18 protein-coding genes are annotated in these 20,971 nt (G+C 42.8%); 1 reads left to right on the top strand and 17 read right to left on the bottom strand.

Translation table 11 applies throughout. From position 1 onward, the window contains the following. Positions 1–5: 5 nt before the first annotated feature. The 17 genes from ACTNEW_RS00890 to ACTNEW_RS00810 all read right to left on the bottom strand — a co-directional run bounded on the left by ACTNEW_RS00890 (position 6) and on the right by ACTNEW_RS00810 (position 19,929). Positions 6–1,781: an oleate hydratase gene (locus ACTNEW_RS00890; protein WP_441056860.1), complete on the bottom strand. Its 1,776-nt coding sequence runs from the start codon at positions 1,779–1,781 to the stop codon at positions 6–8. A gap of 153 nt (positions 1,782–1,934) precedes the next feature. Then, positions 1,935–2,516 (bottom strand): TetR/AcrR family transcriptional regulator, encoded by a 582-nt coding sequence (locus ACTNEW_RS00885; protein ID WP_441056858.1) that lies wholly within the window; start codon positions 2,514–2,516, stop codon positions 1,935–1,937. A 159-nt stretch (positions 2,517–2,675) separates the two neighbouring features. Next, positions 2,676–5,801 carry an alpha-mannosidase gene (locus tag ACTNEW_RS00880; protein WP_441056856.1) on the bottom strand — a complete coding sequence of 1,042 codons (3,126 nt, stop codon included), beginning with the start codon at positions 5,799–5,801 and terminating at the stop codon, positions 2,676–2,678. A 137-nt stretch (positions 5,802–5,938) separates the two neighbouring features. Then, positions 5,939–6,409 (bottom strand): uroporphyrinogen decarboxylase family protein, encoded by a 471-nt coding sequence (locus ACTNEW_RS00875; protein ID WP_441056854.1) that lies wholly within the window; start codon positions 6,407–6,409, stop codon positions 5,939–5,941. Positions 6,410–6,473: 64 nt separating this feature from the next. Continuing rightward, positions 6,474–6,677 (bottom strand): hypothetical protein, encoded by a 204-nt coding sequence (locus ACTNEW_RS00870; protein ID WP_441056852.1) that lies wholly within the window; start codon positions 6,675–6,677, stop codon positions 6,474–6,476. 421 nt (positions 6,678–7,098) lie between these two features. Further along, entirely contained in the window at positions 7,099–7,356 is a 258-nt protein-coding gene (locus tag ACTNEW_RS00865) for a uroporphyrinogen decarboxylase family protein (protein WP_441056850.1), read from the bottom strand. Beyond that, positions 7,349–7,531, bottom strand: a complete 183-nt coding sequence (locus ACTNEW_RS00860) for a hypothetical protein (RefSeq protein ID WP_441056848.1) — start codon at positions 7,529–7,531, stop codon at positions 7,349–7,351. The genes ACTNEW_RS00865 and ACTNEW_RS00860 overlap by 8 nt, the downstream gene beginning before the upstream one ends. Positions 7,532–7,549: 18 nt before the next feature. Beyond that, positions 7,550–8,665 (bottom strand): GntR family transcriptional regulator, encoded by a 1,116-nt coding sequence (locus ACTNEW_RS00855; RefSeq protein ID WP_441056846.1) that lies wholly within the window; start codon positions 8,663–8,665, stop codon positions 7,550–7,552. A 324-nt stretch (positions 8,666–8,989) separates the two neighbouring features. After that, entirely contained in the window at positions 8,990–9,487 is a 498-nt protein-coding gene (locus ACTNEW_RS00850) for a uroporphyrinogen decarboxylase family protein (protein ID WP_441056844.1), read from the bottom strand. A gap of 32 nt (positions 9,488–9,519) precedes the next feature. Continuing rightward, positions 9,520–9,921, bottom strand: a complete 402-nt coding sequence (locus tag ACTNEW_RS00845; RefSeq protein WP_441056842.1) for a hypothetical protein — start codon at positions 9,919–9,921, stop codon at positions 9,520–9,522. Positions 9,922–10,226: 305 nt separating this feature from the next. Then, on the bottom strand, positions 10,227–10,868 hold the full coding sequence (locus ACTNEW_RS00840; protein ID WP_441056840.1) for a corrinoid protein: 642 nt from the start codon (positions 10,866–10,868) through the stop codon (positions 10,227–10,229). A gap of 418 nt (positions 10,869–11,286) precedes the next feature. Next, positions 11,287–11,526 (bottom strand): hypothetical protein, encoded by a 240-nt coding sequence (locus tag ACTNEW_RS00835; protein ID WP_441056838.1) that lies wholly within the window; start codon positions 11,524–11,526, stop codon positions 11,287–11,289. Between the two features lie 472 nt (positions 11,527–11,998). After that, positions 11,999–15,076, bottom strand: coding sequence for a glycoside hydrolase family 2 TIM barrel-domain containing protein (locus ACTNEW_RS00830; protein ID WP_441056836.1), 3,078 nt, complete (start codon positions 15,074–15,076; stop codon positions 11,999–12,001). Positions 15,077–15,325: 249 nt separating this feature from the next. Beyond that, a complete protein-coding gene (locus tag ACTNEW_RS00825; protein ID WP_441056834.1) occupies positions 15,326–16,831 on the bottom strand; it encodes an AAA family ATPase in 1,506 nt (501 codons plus the stop codon). Continuing rightward, the gene (locus ACTNEW_RS00820; protein WP_441056832.1) at positions 16,828–18,480 is read right to left on the bottom strand and encodes a VWA-like domain-containing protein; all 1,653 of its coding nucleotides are present in this window, start codon (positions 18,478–18,480) and stop codon (positions 16,828–16,830) included. Before ACTNEW_RS00820 ends, ACTNEW_RS00825 begins: the two co-directional genes overlap by 4 nt. Positions 18,481–18,839: 359 nt before the next feature. Further along, positions 18,840–19,421 carry a DUF2284 domain-containing protein gene (locus ACTNEW_RS00815; RefSeq protein ID WP_441056830.1) on the bottom strand — a complete coding sequence of 194 codons (582 nt, stop codon included), beginning with the start codon at positions 19,419–19,421 and terminating at the stop codon, positions 18,840–18,842. A gap of 58 nt (positions 19,422–19,479) precedes the next feature. Next, complete coding sequence (locus ACTNEW_RS00810; protein ID WP_441056828.1) at positions 19,480–19,929, bottom strand: Rrf2 family transcriptional regulator; 450 nt, start codon at positions 19,927–19,929, stop codon at positions 19,480–19,482. A 127-nt stretch (positions 19,930–20,056) separates the two neighbouring features. On the opposite strand from ACTNEW_RS00810, the gene ACTNEW_RS00805 reads away from it, so the two are divergent. After that, positions 20,057–20,812: a 4Fe-4S binding protein gene (locus ACTNEW_RS00805; protein ID WP_441056826.1), complete on the top strand. Its 756-nt coding sequence runs from the start codon at positions 20,057–20,059 to the stop codon at positions 20,810–20,812. Positions 20,813–20,971: the final 159 nt, after the last annotated feature.

The following is a 20,971-nucleotide window of genomic DNA, read 5'->3' as shown; positions in this document are numbered from 1 at the left end:
TAGCTTCAAATAACATGATATTCTTTCAGCAGTTTTTCCACATCTGTGTTTTTGATAAAGTCTAAAGCCTTTTTAACAGCAATCTTTTCCTTGATTCCCAACTTCATCTGAGTCAGTGGTTCTCCATCGCGCAATTTAACAGTTGCGTTCAAAAGATCCCTCACATCATATGTGCTGCCCCAAACCTCCGGGACTCCACGATCCACATTAAGCAAGGTATAAACAGCTTCCATACCGGTACGCATAGAATACTCTGTCGTAAAAATAGTATCCCTTGCTGTCTCGGCAAACTGGCCAATAAATGCAAAGTTTACTGCTCCATCAGGAACAACTTTTGGACGGTCTGTATCATTTCGAGGCATGAAAAAGGCATCAATATAAGGCATCATAACAGGAACCGTATTTGCACTATTCGCAGCCAACTCTTCAATTTCACTTTCCGGCACACCAATATGGTACAGCCATTCCATACAGATTTCTTTACCCGTACAATCTCTCATCGGCTTTTTGACATAGTCACCAGGTCTGTCATTAAAGAGTGCATATATCCAAACGAGACAATGGTCTTTCGGCTGGGAACGGAACTGTGGCTGACGGTTAATCGTCCAACTCAAAAGCCAGCTGGAATCTTTTACAGATACAATACCGCCGGTGACCACTTTACCAGTAAACGGATCTCTTTTACAGATATTTGTGATATATGGAATAATTCTTTGATCAAGTGTCTCCACAGTGGCACTCATCCAGTTACACAGTTCACTGTCATAACAGAATTTATCAGGATTTCCAAAGTCAGGGCTCTGGGCGGCAATACGTCTCCACATATCCCATCCGCCACCTGGCTTGATTTCCGGATTATATGGAGCCGGCGTATTTTGTGATCCCATTGCAGAATTTTCCACACATCCTCCATTTGTAATGAATACAAGATCATCCTCTGTGAGATCAACGAAGCGGGTCTCGCCTTCTGTTTCGACTTCAATACGGGTAGCCTGCTTTCTATCGGATGTAACATCAAACTCAACATTTACAACCTTTGTATTATAGTGGAATACGACACCGGCATTTTCCAGATATTTTACCATCGGCAGGATCATACTCTCATACTGATTATATTTTGTAAAACGCAGAGCCGTGAAGTCAGGAAGACCTCCGATATGGTGGATATAGCGCTTAATATAACGCTTCATTTCCAGTGCACTGTGCCAGTTTTCAAACGCAAACATCGTCCGCCAGTACAGCCAGAAATTTGAATCAAATACCTCATCGTCAAAATATTCATCGATACGTTTATCATACAATTCTTCATCCGGAGTGAAAAACAGCCTCATGATCTCCATTTGTGCTTTGTCTGAAACTGCAAATTTTTTGTCTGTATGTGCATCCTGTCCCCGGTTGACAGTCGCACGGCAAAGAGAGTAATTCGGATCTTCTTTATTAAGCCAGTAATACTCATCCAGAACACTGACGCCTTCAGTTTCAATCGATGGAATCGAACGAAACAGATCCCACATGACTTCAAAATGGTTATCCATTTCACGTCCGCCACGCATTACATAGCCTACTCCCGGATATTCAAATCCATCACAGGCACCACCAGGAATCGGATCTTTTTCAAAAATGTGTATACGTTCACCTTTCATCTGACCATCACGGACAAGGTAACATGCGGCTGAAAGTGCTGCCAGCCCTGTACCAATAATATAAGCTGACTTGTGATCTACTCCTTCTGGTTTCTTCGGATGAGCAAAAGCTTCATAGTTTCCACTTGAATAATACATAATCATACCTCCTGAATTTCAATTCGTTATATATGTTTTTCAATTACATCCTCAATATACATTGTATGATAACTACTCTCAATCAACAGAATAGCCCCATCATCGAATTCTTCGATGACAGGGCTATATTGTTGTTTTTTTCGACAAACTCCATCATTTGTTGATATTATCATATGGCTTATCAATCCGGCATTTTTCAAGCATACGAATGATATCTCCCTCTATTAAATTACTCAGTCTGAAAATCATCTTTTCCGGTGATGGTTTCATGTCCTGCCGTATCCAGTCCAGCATCATACCTACAAAAGCATACTTGTAAAAATCGGCAATAAATTTTTTATCCTCCTCCCTGACACTCATGCCTTGTGCACATTCTTCAACAACGTTAATAATCAATTGATAAACAACCCTGTACAGATATTGAATAATCTGTTCCTGACTCACATGACGGTAAACATTCAGTATAAAAGGCTTGTTTTCTTCTACGGCTTGAAAAATATTCAGAAATCCCTGTTCCCATGTATCATAAGTAGTATTTCCATTGGCTGCTTTTCGTGAATCCTCCTCGCAGGACCATTCAATCAAGTCATAAATATCTTTGAAATGATAATAAAAAGTTGCACGATTGACACCACAGTCTTCTGTAATATCATTAATCGTAATTTTGGTAACCGGCTTTTTCAGTAACATCTTTTTGAGAGATGCCTCTAATGCTCTTTTTGTAATATCCGACACTTATCAATCCCTCCTGTTCTATATATCATTTCCTATTTTGTCCATGAAGTTAACATTTCCCGATATTCCATTCGTCTAAATCATAAAAATATCCTGTGGAGAACGTTATTTTCCCCACATTCTCCACAGGACATGTCCACATATCATAACCTGACTTATTTATTTCATCTCAAACAACAAGGTCTTAATTTCATAAGGTGTCACTTCCACCTTCACCTCTCCTGTATGTCCGGTTTCTTCCATTGGTTTTTCCATAAGGTTGCATTCACGCCAGGATTCATAGGCAAAGCCCGGAGTTACGGTAACTTTCTGGCGGCTGCCGGTGTATTCGTGGAAACGCACTACCAGACTCTTTCCGTCTTCAGAACGTTTTACGGCATCCAGTTCCACACCGTCCGTGTTAAAGGACACAAAACTTGTTCCAGCACTGCGAAGGGCACCTTTTACGACCTTCATCGGCTGATTCAGAGCAAATGCCTCTTTGACCGTCTCGCCTTCCACAAAATCTCCCTTATGAGGAAGAAGAGAATACGTAAAGGTATGCTCGCCCTGATCCTGTTTGTAGTCCGGATTATTGGCACTTTTCAGCAGAGTGATGCGCATGGTGCGATCCTTTACATCATGACCGTATTTGCAGTCATTCAGAAGGCTGACACCATAATCACGTTCAGACAGGTCTACCCATCTGTGGGCAACGGTCTCAAATTTTGCCATCTCCCAGCTGGTGTTCCAGTTATTCGGGCGTTTTACGTTTCCGTACTGGATATCATAGCGGGCCTCGGTCGCACGAATATCTACCGTAAAGGAAGCTTTCAGAAGCTGATGTACTTCATGCCAGTCCACATAAGTTGCAAAATCAATTCTTCTGTCATCTGCATAAACCGTAAGATCCTGCACGATTCTGGAGTTCATGTATTTCCATTCCAGACGCAGTACTGCTTTCAGGCTGCCGTTTTCCACGACTTCTGCAGAAACCAGTTCTGTGACTTCGCGCATTTTTTCCTCATAAAAAATATCAATGTTCCATGCATCGAAATCGCGCGGTTTGTCCTCAAAAATCTGAAGTACATTGGCGCGAGCGCCCTCCGGAAGAACTTCACGGTCATTTTCCTTATCGTAAAGTCTGGTGATCTGACCGGCTTCGTTCAGATTCATCGTGTAAAACGGTGTCTCAATTTTTTCAGAGGATACTTCAAATACCGGTGCTTTCTGTGAAGCTGCTGTGCCTTCCTCAAAAGTGATCACGGTACCGCTCATAGCCGGGATCTGATCCACTTTTACATAAGTCACAGTGCCCTCTTTCTGCGTATCCAGGATTTCTCCTGCTGCATTTTTAAATACACCGTCCCCTGCATCTTCCACAGCCACTACCTGGCCTGCTGTCCATCCGGCATTATTCATTACCGTCCAGGTATTCTCTTTTGGTTCCACCAGTACGGAAAAAGCATCCTGCTCTACATTTTCAGCAATTTCCTGTGCCTGTGCATATTCTTTTCTGGAATCCTCATATACGTTAAAAATGGAAGATCCCGGAATGATATCGTGGAACTGATGGCGAAGGACGATCTTCCAGCCTTCTGTCAGCTTCTCCTGTTCTGCCTCCCCAATGGCGCCCTGTGCAGCTGCTGACATGGCAGTCAGCCACTCTGCTTCCCGGTACAGCAGTTCCATTTTGCGGTTCATCTTTTTGTTATATGCATGGCTGGTATAGGTTCCGCGGTGATACTCCAGATACAGTTCCCCGTCCCAGGTATGTACATATTCCTCTGTATTTTTGATGGTTTCCTGAAGCTTGTTGAAATATTCTCCGGCTGTACTGGTTTTTACATGAGGGATTCCCGGAATCTTATCCAGTCTTCTTCTCTGCTCCAGTGCTTCACGGTTGACACCGCCGCCTCCGTCTCCAAAACCATAGGAGATCAGAACTTCATTGTTCAGGTTTTTATCATTATATCCTTTCCAGACACCTTTTACCGTGTAAGGAGTCAGCATTCCATTATAGGTATAGAACCATGGGCTCAGCGTGCAGTCTGCATCCGGAGTTGTCACAAAATGTGTCAGCACTTCACTTCCGTCCATACCTTTCCACATAAAGGTATCATGAGGCATACGATTATACTCATTCCAGCTGATTTTTGTGGTCATAAAGGTGTTAATTCCTGATTTCTTCAGAATCTGAGGAAGTGCCCAGGAATAGCCGAATACATCCGGAAGCCACAGATAATGCATGTCTTTGCCGAATTCTTCTTTTACAAATTTGCTTCCCATCAGAATCTGTCTGGTAAGAGACTCTCCGCTGGTCAGGTTGCAGTCCGCTTCTACCCACATAGCGCCGTCCGGTTCCCATCTGCCTTCTTTGACTCTTTCTTTGATTGCCTCAAAGATGTCCGGAAAGTCCTTTTTGATGTACTCATAAATCTGCGGCTGTGTCTGAAGGAAAATATATTCATCAAATTGTTCCATCAGGCGCAGTACTGTGGAGAAAGAACGGGATGCTTTTTCTCTCGTATGTTTCAGTCTCCACAGCCAGGCCAGGTCAATGTGCGTATGGCCAACACAGTTTACAGTTACCATGATGTTTTTATCCATGCCGTCCAGTGCCTCGTTCAGATAATCATCTGCTTCTTCCACAGATGCATAGAATTCCTCACTTCCCGGATATGACCAGTCAATTTTCAGGAATGTATCATTTAACGCTTTTAACAGCTGGTGTTTGGTTGTGTTCTCATCTTCCAGTTCCTGAATCGTTCCAAGAACCATCTTTGACAGATAGTACAGATCATCTGCTTTTTCATCCAGCCATGCAAGAGCGGCTCTTTTGATCTGATGCTCCTGTGCAGTCGGAACTCCGCCGCCTTCCATACCGGACCAGAGACGGAACGTCAGTCCAAGCTTCTGTCCTGCAGCACTCTGGTCAAAAAATACTTCTTTATGATTGGAATCCACACCCTGATATGGTTTTCCATTCATGTAAAGCATGGATTCAAAGCCGCTGTTGTTGCCGCCGCCTGTTTTTCCGAAATCAAACAGTCCCAGAATTCTGCGGTCTGTCCATTCTGAAGGAAACTCTGCATCCAGATGAAGCCACAGATATTTGTCCCAGCCGGACCAGAGCATTCCCACTTTTTCCTGTGCAAAGTCACTGAAATCCTCCGGCACCTCCGGATTCGGGATCTCTCCTTCGGACTCTTTGACAAGGATGTCCTCCAGCTCAATCACATCACGATAGCGGTACGGTTCCAGTTCCTCAATTCTTTTTTCCAGTTTTTCCGTCATAAAAAACATTGTCCTATCCTCCTGTTGATGATGTATGTATTTTTATTTCCATTTTTTAATGACATCTGAATGATTTCTCTATTTCTTAATGACTTCTCATTATTTACCCTTTTTAAGACATAGGCATGCTTTATCTGTCTCGGAATTTATTTCGCTTCTTCCGGGTAAATTCCCTCTTCTCTCCAGATGCGATGCATCAGTTCGTAGCGTTCCAGAGAAAGTCCGGTATAGGCGCAGTTCGATGTGCAGAAAATATATCCATATCCCGGCATTCCTTCTCGTAAGGATCTGCGGATATCCGCCTCGCATTCTTCCAGGGTTCCTGTCTGAAGAAGGCCGCAGTTTACATTTCCGCACAAAGCAACTTTGTCTCCTGCCAGTTCCTTTACTTTTTTCAGGCTCACACCGCCCTGCGGGTCGATGGAATGAAGGGCATCCGGTCCGCACTCCACCATCTGATCCAGAATCGGCATAATATTTCCATCTGTATGTTTGATGGTATAAAATCCCATGCCTCTGTAAGTATCCAGAATATCCTTCAGATAAGGTGTAATATATTCTGCAAACAGATCCGGACTGATTACGGATTTCCTCCAGAATACGTACAATTCTGTCAAAATATTTCATATTGCTGGTATCCATCTGAACAAAAATCGCACTGTGATCATATTTTTCCGCAGTCTAGATATAAGTCTCTGCAATATCTTTGACATGAAGATCCTGTTCCCTTCTGCTCATCTGATCCCACTGGTCAAAACAGCGGTGCTGCGGATGGATTTTCCCAATCGCCTCCATGGTCAGAAAAAACACCAGTTCAAAATGCGGAACATGTCCGGTGATCGGTTCTCGCTTTAAACATTTGATAAATTTCTCTCTTGGTGTCATAACGATATCTCCTTCATATCAGGGTTTATATCAGGTTTCGTTTTATTTCATCTCATTTTTCGTCCATTTAAATATATTTTTGTTTTATAAAATATATTTAATATTTCATCATTGCATTTATCCTTATTCCCATCATAACATCTAACGATTTTTTTGTCTATATTCGTTTCTATTTTCATTATTTTGCTCAAATATCTCGACTGTTTTTATATATATTAATAACCTCATGTCTTATTAAATATATTTTCAGTCCCCAAAGAGCACTAATAATATATTTTTCACAATAAGATACAAAAATATTTTTGCTATTCTCTTTCACAGCAACCGGAACTGTGTGTTCGTACAGAAATTACTGTCTTCTTTTCCCTCAAGATAATTTTCGGCCAGAATTTTCTTCTGCATGCCAGCTTTCCCGGAGTCCCTATCTCCTGCTGTATTTTTCATAAAATTCATTGTACCACAGGGCATTTTCCACAGGAGTGTTGGCCGGGATATGGTTTCCGACTGCCATAATGTATCCCGGGCAGTTTTTTCCGGTGTCTATGCAGCGTTTTACTTCCTGACGGATCTCTTCTTTATCTCCCATCAGGAGTATTCTTGTATCTGCATTTCCCACCAGTACATGCGTTTTTCCGTACTGTTCGCAGATTTTCTCCAGATCCATACAGGGTTCAAACATCTTTCACAAACTGCTGAGATGCCTTTTCCTTGACAGCCTCCGCGCTGCGGGAACCGACATCAATCCCTGTTACCTTCTTTACAAGCTCCCAGTGAAAATGTGCCGAATATTCTGTTCTTGGAATCCTTTCGGGCATTTCCATACGCAATGCACTTAATCCTCCCTGTAATGACATGGTCTCATCCCTCCTGCTTTATTCACGGAAAATCCCGGGGATTTTTATTTCATCCTGTTCTATCTTTTCACCTGTAATCTGAGCGGTCAGTATCTCAACTGCTTTTCTGGCCATCGATGCCTCATCCTGTTTTACATGAGTATAGCGCGAACCTCCCGGAACCAGGTAAACATCATCCACAGAACAGGGAAGAATATGGGTATACCGTTCCTTACCGATTCTGCGGACTGCCTCCAGAAAAGCCAGCAGTAATCCATATTCCATACATATCACCCCGTCAAGATTTCTGCCGCATTTTCGCAGATACCCTTCGATCTCCACAACATAATCCTCGATCGGTTTCCGTTTCACCAGTATATAGGATACTTCCGGCAAAATACACGCTTCCATGTCCGGAAGCCGCAGCTGCTCAATCCTCTCTCCGAATGCTTTTCTTCTCTCCATGAGCGTAACGGTTCCCTTATCCTCTACTGTGATCATACCGATTCTCGTTCTTCCCTGCTCTTTCAGGCAGTCCACCAGTCTGTAAACTGCATCTGTGTTATCTGTCCTGATAGACGGGACTTTGATGCCTTCCATTTTTTTGTCCAGTACCACCACCGGAAATCCTTCAATCACCAGTTTCAGAATCGCCATATTATAATAAGACCCATGACAGGGAAGGATGATCAGGCCATTAATTCCCATGGACATCAGAAATTCGATTTCCTCTGTTTCCCGCTCTCTGTCTGCGTAAGAAAAACGGATGCAGATCCGGTATCCGGCTGCCAGAGCCGCTTTGTCCAGTTCGTACATCAGCTCAATGCCAAAAGACGGCATAGCATACTCCAGAATCACCCCGATCAGCTTTGTTCCTTTTTGCTGTACCGTTTCTGCTTTTTCCTGCGGAAGCCTCTGCTCTTCCTTCTGCTGATTCCTCTCCGTCACAAAAGAACCCTTTCCCGGAATGCGGCGTATGAGATTTTCCCCTGCAAGAATCTGCAGTGCATGTTTTATAGTGATCACACTTACCTGATAAGTTTCGCTCATTTCAGCTTCTCCCGGCAGTTTCGTCCCCGGTGCCAGCTCTCCGTTTTCTATTTTGGCTTTCAGGTCAGCAGATACCTTTTTGTAAAGAAATTTGTCCCCCGGCATAAAAATCCCCTTTTCCTGTATTTTTCTAACTCTTTTCTTATCTGTTTCGCTTCATCAGAAATATAATCTCTGTTCTGTTTCTCTAAGAACATAATTTCTGTTCCATGTCTCCAGAAATATGTTCTACGAAACAAATATAATTTAAAATACCATTTAATATGCTATTTATTTGTTTTATATCATAGAAAAATATATTTTTCAAGAATTTCCCTGAAGTTCCTTAGCAACCCCGTTTCTTTTACCGTGACACAACAAAAGCTGGAGAAAAACAGAAATTCCACTCCAGCTTTCATAATCTTATTCTTCCATCAGTTTCACAAATTTTTATTTAAAATCCCCACGATATTCCCGTACAATCTCGATCATATTCAGATAGCCTTCTGTAGGCACGCAGGCCGGTATGGAGTTTCCTGTTCCGAAGGAAAATCCGCCGTGTCCTTTGGATTTCGCGATTACATCCAGTATGTATTCTTTCAGTTCCTGTTTGGAACAGTGGCAGACCATATCCACATCTGCTCCGCCGAAGTTTCCGATTTTATCTCCGTATTTTTCTACCCAGACAGGGAATGGAGCAATCTGATCCTCATTGGAATGTTTCGCATCGATTCCAACCTTTTCAATCAGATCATCCATGACATCGAAGATTTTGCCGCAGGAATGAAGCAGGAACGGCTTATTATAACTGTGTACCAGATCTACGATCGGTTTGTACTGAGGCAGAATCAGTTCCTTCACATCATTTGTGGAAAGCATGGTGCTCGACTTATATCCCAGGTCATCGCCAAAGCGGAGAACACAGTAAATATCTCCAAATTCCTTCATAAATCTCTGCCAGATTTTCAGATTGGTCTCGCCTACTTTTTGAAGAGATTATGATATAACTCTTCATCATCTGCTGCAATATAACACAGTCCCTGGAAGCTTGTCAGATCCTGAACACACTCGAAGATTCCGTTTCCCACACCTCCGATTGCTTTCATTCCTTCCGGCATTTCCTCACGGAGAGCACGGAAATATTTCGAATATTCCTTAAAATACAGTTCCGGAATATCATCCCACGGATAATTCCGAAAATCATCTTCTTCCTGGATAACCGGTATCACGCGGGAGTCTCCCAATGCTCCGGCGCCCGGCATAATCATTCCGATGCACGCTTCAAAGGTCACCACGTCATAGCCCTGTTCCTTAAAGAAATTACAATATACACGGAAAAATTCCCGGATATCTTTTTCATCTCCGTTATAAAGAGCCATCATATCGACGCCCTTGATTTCTCAGATTTTCTGAAAATCTACATTATGTTCGTAAAGAGGAAGTCTTTTCGCTTCCTTGTTTCTTGCACTATCTACAATATTCTTATAATTTGGTTCAAACATTGTTGTTCTCCTTTTTAAACGAACTAATCGGTATTTCCTAAAAATCCCGTTGAAAACTTCTTCTCCTGACAGGAAAATCTGAAATTTTTCCAAAACAAAACACCGGAACTTCCTGCCTGGCAGAAAGTTCCGGTGTTTTTCTTACACTTTTTCGTACCTTCACAGATACACGTTCTTTATTCTTTTTATTTTCTTTCTTCTACTGCTTTTTTGGCAATTTCTGCACAGGTAGCAGCATCCGGAGTGTAGTAATCAGCGCCGATCTGCTGTGCAAATCCGTCTGTTACAGGAGCTCCACCAACCATCACAATGTATTTATCACGAAGACCGCGATTATTCAGTTCTTCTACAACTGCACCCATATTCGGCATGGTTGTTGTAAGAAGTGCGGACATTCCGATAATATCTGCTCCAACTTCTTCTGCTTTGTCAATAAATGCTGCAGGTTCTACGTCTACACCGAGATCATGAATTTCAAATCCGGCACCTTTCAGCATCATCGTAACAAGGTTTTTACCGATATCATGAAGGTCACCTTTTACGGTTCCCACAACTGCTTTTCCAACTGGTTCATTTCCGATTTCCACAAGCTTCGGCTCCAGAATTGCAAGACCTGCATTCATCGCTCTTGCAGCTACCAGAACTTCCGGAACAAACACTTCATTATTTTTGAATTTTTCTCCGATTGTCATCATTCCGGAAAGAAGGCCTTCATTTAAAATCTCCTTTGGATCCTGTCCTTCTTCCAGTGCCTGTGTTACCAGCGCTTTTACATTTTTTGCTCTACCTTTCTGTAAAAATTCAGAAATTTCAGTAATAATTGACATGATTAATTCCTCCTGATTATGTATTGATATTTTCTCCAGTGTCAGACTCTCCGCAAAGTCTGCCCTTCATGTAAGTAATATATATAATTTTTCGGATGATGTATTGTAGTTAATTTGGAAACACTGTAAATATTTTGGCATTCTTAAATATTTTACATTTTCTGTTTCAAGATCATTATTTTATGTATTTTTCTCTGCTGTTCCTCTGTATATGTACAGTAGCTGCTCTGCATTTTCTTCTTCATGTTCTTTTGTACAATCCCGGTTTTTGTATGGTTTCTCTTGTTTTCTATGATGTTATAAAAATACTTCCAGCTTCGTATTTCTTCTGTATAAATCTCAGGGGCACCGCTTTTTGCAGTAAATGGCAGTGGTATTTTTTTTATATTTATTGTAATTATATTGTAATTTCTTTATATCAGATATACAGAACCTTTTCCGGTTCCTCTTCATTCAAATGCAGGAAATATCGTTTTCCATTCACTACAATTTCATATGTCCCGTCAAATCCGCGGAAATGACAGATTCCCTCCTGGTCACTGACAAGTTCTTCCCGGGTATTCCATTCCTGATGAATCAGATTCTGAAGTGCCAGATATGCCGGTTTTGGTGACAGATCCGACCGCAGCAGACCGCCCTCCACAGAATATCTCCGCATTCCGTATTCCTTTTTCATAAAAATCAGGATCTATCGTATTCCCTCCATTTCGTGTCCGCTCTCGCGTCTCTTCAGGAGAACAACCGGACCCTTCGTTCCCTGCAGGATAAAAGCCGGTATTCTCTGATTCAGGCATTCTTGTATAAACTTATCACCAATCACCTGTGCTTCTCAAACAGGATCTGGAACATCTGGGTCTTACCCATCTGAAAGAGAATAAACTCTGTATGGCAATTCTGAAGATCGACCGCTACCTATGAACCTGTCCCCGGATAAATGAACGCCAAAAAAAGAGAAGGCCTTCACTTCCCAAAGCGAAGGTCTTCTCTTTTTGTTTTTCTTTTTGTTTTTCTTTTTGTTTTTCTTTTTGTTTTTATCTTTGTTATCTCTTTATTATACCGGATTCTTTAGCTGGAGATATCTCCGTATATGATATTTTTTCCTACATTAGCTTTGTTTCCATATGCTGTATTCATTTCCCCATCCGGAATGTCATCTCATATGAAAAGTTTTCTTCTTCCATCCGGTATTCTGCTGCAGGTGCCCATCCGCAGCTTCCGGAACCGATCCCGCTCATCTTGTAGTCTGCACACAGAATCGTATACGGGGATTCTTCCAGTTCAAAATTATGCTTCTTTTCTCTCAGTTCTTCCTGGGTATAATGGGATATCTGGAAGGAGAACGGCTGTCCGGAGATGATTTCCATCCATCTTCCGTCCGCTCTGCTCACTTTCACCCGGTATGTTCCGAAATGGCTTCCGTTTTCCTGAGGTTTTATGTAGTCCTCATGCATGCGGGAAACTTCATCATGAAATTTTCCGAACCAGGAAGCCTGATGTTTGTCCAGGTAAGCATCACCCGGACCATATCCCAGATAGTCCACCTGTTCAAATCCCCGGTCAAGGAACATTCTCAGGCCAAACCTCGGCAGCCACGGCATTGCTGTATTACGCCATCCATCGCCATGAACACAGATTGTCCCATCCGGAGTGATCGTCCACACACTTGTCAGATCCACGCACTTACGATTATGCAATGGTGCAAAAGTCTGGGTACAATGAATCACACAGTTTCCATTCACCATATCCGTACACAGTTCTTTTACACGATTTTTTATGTGGTGATATCCTGCCTTTTCCCAGGCAGCCTTCATACACATATCATTGTCCATCTCTGCACGGGTAAAATTATACTCCATATCTTTCCGGAGATACTCCTCTCCCTGGCAGATCAGAGACTGAAATACTCCATAAAAACCATCAAAACGGTAAGTGAAGTTATTCCCCTGAATTGTGATGAATCTTCCATCATCCTCAAAGCTGAGGGATTCACAGATGTATTCCTGCTGTTCGTTCGTCTTTGGATTTTTCACAGCCGGATTCTTCTGTATCTGAGTGACTGCTGTCTCGCTCTGCCGCATCTGAGTTTTCTGAACGGGGCTTTCGCTGCGTACACAAAGCTGGTCAAATCCAAGCTCCTCGCCGGCTTCCAGGTACGGAATCTTCCCTTTTGACAGATAGATCAGGCGAAGATGAACCATGCCCCGGGTCTGTGGCATCTTATATGGAATCTGATAGCAGACTGCCGCTCTTGCCGGATGTTTTTCCACAGGAAGAATTCCCCGCTCCTGCACTTCTCCGTTCAGACTCAGTTCATACTGTATCTCTACTGCTTCCTCCAGAGAAAGGACATCCAGCCAGCTTGTCAGTTCCACTATTCCCTGCCCGCCATCCACAAGTTTTGCCCTGACTGGACGGATCACATTTTTGTATTCCACAAGACTAGGTGACACTTTACGGTCAGGATAAACAAGTCCGTCTACACAGAAGTTGCCGTCATGCTCTTCTTCTCCGAAATCGCCTCCGTAAAGAAAACGTTTTTTTCCATTCGGCGTGATTCCGTCATAGACTGCATGATCACACCACTCCCAGACACAGCCGCCCAGAACTCTTGGATTTTCCAGGAAAATCTGCATATACTGTTCAAAATCTCCGGGACCGTTTCCCATGGCATGGCTGAATTCACAAAGCATGTAAGGACGGCGGTCATTGGTACCCAGATACTCCCTGATTCCATCAAAGTCCTGATACATTCTGCTGTACACATCCAGCATGGATGCATCATACGGAAAATCCTCACACTGGAAAATCCCTTCGTAATGCAAAAGCCGGCCTGGATCATATGATTTTATCCAGTTCCCTGCTGCTTCCAGAAACGGGCTGGTACCGGATTCGTTGCCAAGTGACCACATAATGATGCAGGGACGGTTTTTATTTACAATGACATTTCTCTTATTTCTGTCAAGAATCGCCTCTGCAAATATTTCATTTTCCACAGTGACAGACATTTTTTTAAGAACATCCAGATTCTCATCCTCCCAGGAAAGGGTTGCTCCGCCGTGAGCCTCCAGATCACTCTCACTGATCACATAGAATCCGTAATGGTCACAAAGCTGCGTAAACCATGGCGCATTCGGATAATGACTGGTACGGATCGCATTGATATTGTGTTTCTTCATCAGAAGCAGATCTTTCTCCGCCTGTTCCCGTGAAATGGTATATCCGGTCTCCGGGTCACTATCATGACGGTTGACGCCTTTGATTTTTACCGGGACTCCGTTGATATAAACTACCGCGTCTTTTATGCAGATATGACGGAATCCTGTCTCCTCCAGGATTTTCTCCTCACCGGCACAGATTTCCAGCTGATAAAGATACGGAACCTCCGGACTCCACAAAGATGGTTCTGCAATTTCTATTGTCAGTTTCTCCGCATGGTTTTCATGATCTGCTCTGCCTTCTCCGCAGATATTTCCCTGCTGATCCCGCACAGTGACGGCAACAGGCTGTTCTTCTCCTGTGAAATCACAGGAAATCTCGATTTTTCCCTGCGTAAAATCCTCATTCAAAATGCTTTCGATCCGAAGATCACGGATATGATTTTCCGGACGGACAAGAAGATACACATCGCGGAAAATACCTGACATCCTGAGTTTATCCTGATCTTCCAGATACGTCCCGTCACACCATTTCAGGACAAGCACAGCCAGAAGATTATCTCCCTCTTTTAGATAAGAAGTAATATCAAATTCACTGATAGCATGAGATACCTGACTATATCCGGCAAAGGTTCCATTTACCCACAGATAAAAACAGGAATCAACACCCTCAAAATTCAGATATACTCTCTTGCCGGATACTGTTTCATCCATAGAAAAATGCCTGCGGTAGGCACCGCACGGGTTTTCTGCAGGTACATACGGCGGATCATAGGGAATCGGATAATTGATATTCGTATACTGATGTTTATCCACTCCATAGAACTGCCAGCAGGCAGGAACTGTCACATTTTTTGCTTCCGCCAGGTCTTGGCCGGTTACAAAGTTTTCAGGTACCTCATACGGAGATGCATAAAAAGCAAACTCCCACTCTCCGTTTAACAGAACTCTCTCCTCTTCCCCCTGGATTCCTGTGGGAAGATAATACGCTCTTGGTTCCTCCGTTCCCAGATGCAGAACCTCCGGATTTTCATAATACTTTTCTAGTCTCAAGTTTAAAACCCCCGTCTCTTTCATTTTCTTGTTTCGTCTTTGTCTTTCATCGTCCCGGATCTTATTTTTTCCGGATTCCGTTTTCCTCGGATTTCATCTATCCTTGATTTCGTTTTCCTTTTCATAGAAATCTGACAATTCCACTTTAATTGATATATCCTGCTTTTGCAACTACAAAGTATCACGTTTTCTTTTATTTTTAACAATGCACCTGGACTCGTTCAGATTTATTCCTGATTTATTTCTGATTTATTTCTGATTTCTCAGTTTTTCCACTTCATCAAGAATTTCCCTCCGTTTTTGATCCAGCAGGAGTGCATCACTGTGGGCAAAATATCTGCTGCATCCGTACTTGCTTATGAATGCAGCTGCGGTCGGATTTCGAATCAGGTCTGAAGTCAGAAGTGACAATTCCATCCCGTCTCCGAATGATTCTTCCGCAAAGGCAAATCCCCTGTCAAGAGCTGTCAATGTCTTTGCTGTGCAGGCAGACAGCGCTTCCTCTTCTGCTTCCAAAAAGTCTGTCAATATATCGGTCATCTCTTCTTTTTTCTTACAGCGTAATTCGCGTACTTTCTGACAGCATAAGCGGATTAGATTCTGCGTAAATTCTTCTTCCGATAAATCTTCCTCCGCAACAAGCCCTGCCTGTTTTCTGACCAGCAGCGCTTTTTCCCTCTGTTCCATCCACAGGCCAAAATCCTCCTGCGTCTTTTTCCATTGCTCCAGTGCTTCGCTCACTTGACGCACCCTGCCGCTCTGCTTTTTATATTCCTCCAGATACCCATTCCAGCCGTCAATGATCATTCCGGTTACCGCCAGTCTCTCATCCACAGCAGCCTGCCCGGCAAGCTGCGATAGTTCCCGCAGCTTTTCCCTGTCAGGAATCCCCTGCAGAATTTCCATGATTCTGTAATCCTGCTGATACTTCCTGTATAACCGATAATACGCGGAAAAATCTCTTGCTATTGCAGGTTCCTGAACGTACTCGGAAATCACCTTGTCAGTATCTTCAATCCCCATTTCTTCATAGCTCTGAAGAATCACAGATAAATCTTCCCAGCCTCTGGCTGTGACAAAATGTTTGTCCGCTCCATCATTTTTTACATAGTAAAACTGATCAGGATGCATATTCAGCCATGAAAGAACAGCCGGATGAACCTTATGGACATATGCATATTCCTTCCATACTGCATAATCCTCTTTGACATCCATTCTGCGGATACGGTCCAGCGTAACGATATCGAACTCTCTGGCTGAACGGTTATATTCCTGCGGGTTGCCGGCTGCCACAATGATCCATCCCTTTGGTACTCTGTGGGTACCGAATGTCTTATTCTGCAGGAACTGCAGCATCGTTGGGCTCAGGGTTTCTGACACGCAGTTGATTTCATCAATAAAAAGAATCCCCTCCCTGCAGCCTGATTTTTCCATGCACTCATACACGGACGAAATGATCTCACTCATGGTATATTCCGTAACTGTACAGGTTTCCCCCTGATACTCTTTTTTCACGAGCACAGGAAGTCCCACCGCGCTCTGCCTCGTATGGTGTGTCATCGTATATGCAACAAGGCCGATCCCCAGTTCCCCGGCAATCTGCCCCACAATCGCTGTTTTGCCGATCCCGGGAGGTCCCATCAGAAGAACCGGTCTCTGATGAACTGCAGATATCCGGTAATTTCCCCTGTCATCTTTTCTCAGATACGCCTTTACCGTGTTTCTGATCTCTTCTTTTGCCTCTTTGATATTCATAAATCCTCCAAATCAAACTTCCGCGCCCACTCCGGAGCTTTCTGATACCCGTTCTTTTTATGATAAAAAACAAATGCTGTCTGATAATCTGTTCTCTCCCGGGGATAAATGCCGTCCCCGTCCGTAAAATATAAAAGTCCTTTCAGATTTTTCAGTTTTTTTTCTTTGCGAAGGTCTTCCACATAGCGGAACACAGGCTGAAAGTCCGTATCGCCTCTTCCGTGTATCACCAGATGTTCCAGATACTCTTTCCATTTTCTTTCACTGGTAATGTGCGCGGCATCCTGCACCATAAAATCGCACTGCAGAATATACACATTCATCCTGCGGAAAAAATTTTCACTGTCACTGAAAATGCGGTAAACCTCCTCCATAAAACGCCGCACAGTATCAGTCTTACAGGAACCTGAGGTGTCAATTGCGATCACAAGTTCCTGAAGTTTTCGCACCTCACTGTATTCCAGATGTTCCACAAGCGGCATATTTCCGTAATGCTCTGTCCCATAGAGATAAGGAATATAATCGAGACTTTCCGTGTCCATCTGCATCTCTTCCCCTGTCTCGGCAAACTGACGCAGATACCGGCGAAAATCAGCTTTTCCCCGTTCACGGATACGCAGGTTTTGGGAATCCCGGCCGGATTTTCCCCCGATTCCCCGGAAACCTCCGCCAAGTCCGGCTCCCTCTGTTTTTGAAATCCGGCTCCAGTACTGTTCCGCGCACCTTTGTGTTTTCTTTTTATCAGATAAACTCCAGAATCTGTGATCATCCACATAAAACTGTTTTTCAAGTTCGCTCAGCGATTCTTCCGACAGGGAACTTTCAAGCAGTTCCCTGTAAATATACTCCGGTCGGATTTCTTTCCGGTTTTCCGAACGTATGTTATCTGATTTTCGAATCAGAATAGACTCCGGCTCTGTACTGTCTGCCTGCAGAATTCTGTGCGATTCCGGCTCCGTATTTTCTACTTCACTGAGCAGATGCTCTGCTGCTATATCACAGGAAAGATTCCACAGGCGTTGATCCGGCATGCCCTCCATCACCGTATGGAGGAACAGATCATGCATCATCATATGTAAAAGAAGGCGCTCTGTCCTGGCGGCAGATATGCAGAATTCATCAATTACAAATCCGGAATGATAATAAACCGTATGATCCTTTTTCCCTGTAATTCTGTATTCTGTAAATTCCAGTTCACACAGATAGGGTCGGAAAAAGGGGTATTTCTCACACAGGGATAATACCGTAAGATTCCAGATTTTTTCACAGATTCGCCTCTCCGCATGTTCCTCTTCTGTCATGCGGGAAACTTCCCCTTCCTGACCACTCATGCTGTTTTCATCTGCAGAACTACTGCGCTTTTGCTCAAGAAGCATGGCTGTGATTTCTGTTCGATGTGCTTTTCCTGCTTTTACAATCATTTCATCTATCATCGTTTCCGTTATCCACCCTGAGCCAAGAAGACTTCTGTACATATCCACTGCATTCTCAGCAATCAGCAGATCTGCGGCAGGCCGAACCCGATGCCTCAGATAAGAGCCCAGGCGCTCCTTCCATTCTCCTTCTTCCTTGTCATAGTGTTCCAGCGCAATCCTCAGCTTCTGCGGAGGCTGCTTCGTTTCCAGAAATCTCTTTTTCCATTTCTCCATCGTCCATCTCCCGACATCATCTGTTGCACTTTCTGCATCTGTTATCATCTGCTCCATTTCAGCAATCTCAGCATCAATCCTATCTGCCCTTCTTCTCTGATATACTTCCTTTCAAGCCAGACTCCTCCTGAATCCCGATTAAAGAAAAAGGGAAAGTTAAAACCCTCCCAGAATATCTTATTCCATTTTTTCTGGATGGGTATAAAATAACAAATTGCAGTTAATGCCAACATTAACATGGAAAAATACTGCATTGTACATGGATAGACTAAAGTGCCGTAACACAACAGAGCAAAGAAAAATATATGCCAAACAAAAGGCACCAGCTTTTTTACGGTTGATGCCCTTTGGATTACTCATTATTCTCTTTTCACAAAACCGTAATTTGATGAACAACATTCATTTTTGAATAATAGCGCACCAAAATATGTTACAGTGTTCATACCATTATTATAATGAATACCTGCTTCCAAAGCAAGCTCATTAACTATAAATCCATAGCCTTCCAATGAATGGTGTAACAAATCCGGGAATCTGCATGGTGCAGTTGGATACGTACATTTAGAACATCTCCCACACCCTTCATTAGATAGTAACAAAAAATCTGACAGAATATCTTTCAAATTCCGTTGGAAAATATCTACTCTTTTCTTAAAATCCAACAATCCATCAGTCATTCCTTCAAAATCAAATGAATCTTCCAATTCATATTTCCGGGAAAACAATAGCATTTTATCATATTTACTAACACGTTCTTTGCATTCTGTAATTGTGCCTATCGCAGGCGGGCATGCCCAGGAAGCTGCATAATTGCGGCACATATTATCTTCACATATTGCTCTGACTTCTGGATAATATTTCAAATTTCCAACGTCAATATAACCACTTTCCAGAAAATTACTTTTGGCAGCAATTTCTGTTATCTTAGTTACAATATTCATCCTGCCTCTCTCCTACAAATTCAAATTTTTCAGTTCTACAAATTGGATTTGAAGTTTCTTAAGTCATTTTCCCACCACTTTTCAGTATTACATGGTAGTCATGCACTATTTTTTCCATTGTTATAGACTTCATGCTGACTATTACATCTTCTTTCAGCGTATCATATGTTCGATTAAGCACACCTCTTATGTTTCTTCCAACCGGACAGAACGGAGATGGTGCGGAATGAATACTGATCATTTTATCAACTGCCTTCGGATCTACTGCCGCACAAATACGGTATAAAGAAATATCCTGAATCGGAATTGCAAGCGTTGCTCCGCCTGTTCCAAATTTCACATCTATGATTCCATCTTTTTTCATAGCACTTACAATATTTCTAATAGTAACCGGATTACATCCTGTGGACAGCGAGAGTAATTCACTTGTCACTTTTTTCTCGTCCCCATATTCATATATAAATATCAGGCAATGAACTGCAATCGAACACTTATTACTAATATGCATATAATCAATCCTCCATATCTCATTCTAACATATAATTTATATGGTGTAAATGTTGACACTACACCTTAAATCAGTTACAATGTCACAAAAGATGTAGTTTTATTTTTTACATCAAAGGAGGATTATTATGAAAAATTATCAGATTATATTCAGTCCAACCGGTGGAACAGAAAAAGTCGCAAATGCAATTACACAGAACTGGCTGCAAGTTGGAACGATTGATTTATCCGTTCCGGATACCAACTATACAGATATTTCTTTTGAGAGTGACTCTCTCGTACTGATAGCAATGCCATCCTTTGGCGGTGTTGCACCGCAACTTGCCCTGGATCGACTTTCTATGATCAAAGGAAACGGAGCATTATGCGTGATTGCTGTAGTTTATGGAAATCGTGCATATGAAGATACCCTCGTCCAGATGGAAGATTATGCTCAAAATGCCGGATTTCAAGTAATTGCTGCCATTTCTGCTGTAGCAGAACATTCCATCATACACGAGTATGCGGCTGGAAGACCTAATCTGGATGATTGCAAAAACCTTGCAAAATTCGGTGATCAGATTCTTGAAAAAGTATCTTCCAATGATTTTTCCAGGCCATCTATTCCCGGCAACAGACCATACAAAAAAGCCGGAACAGGAATGATTCCAAAGGCAGGGTCTGCCTGCACATCCTGTGGGCAGTGTGCGCTGAAATGCCCTGCCTGTGCCATCTCTACAGATAAACTCAAAGTTTCAGACAAAAGCAAATGCATATCCTGTATGCGATGCGTATCCATATGTCCAGCTCATGCCAGAAAGGTCAGCAGTCTTATGACTTCTATCGCTGCCGCAGCAATAAAAAAAGCTTGCTTTGTTGAAAAAGCAAACGAATTGTTTTTGTAAATTATTATCATAATATAACCCCTCCCACTATGTTTCGATTGGGAGGGGTATTTGTTTATTTCCAGTATCACAGTATTCCCGGACTGCCTGTTCCTTATCCGAGGGAAGTAATGCAACCGCCTCCTGATACTTCTTTTGCTTGTTTTTCCCATCTCCAGA

It is taken from the genome of Blautia sp. HCP3S3_G3, assembly GCF_052063365.1.
GTDB lineage: Bacteria > Bacillota > Clostridia > Lachnospirales > Lachnospiraceae > Blautia_A.
The sequence above is the reverse complement of the archived record's forward strand: the minus strand, read 5'-3'. Positions and strand labels throughout refer to the sequence as shown.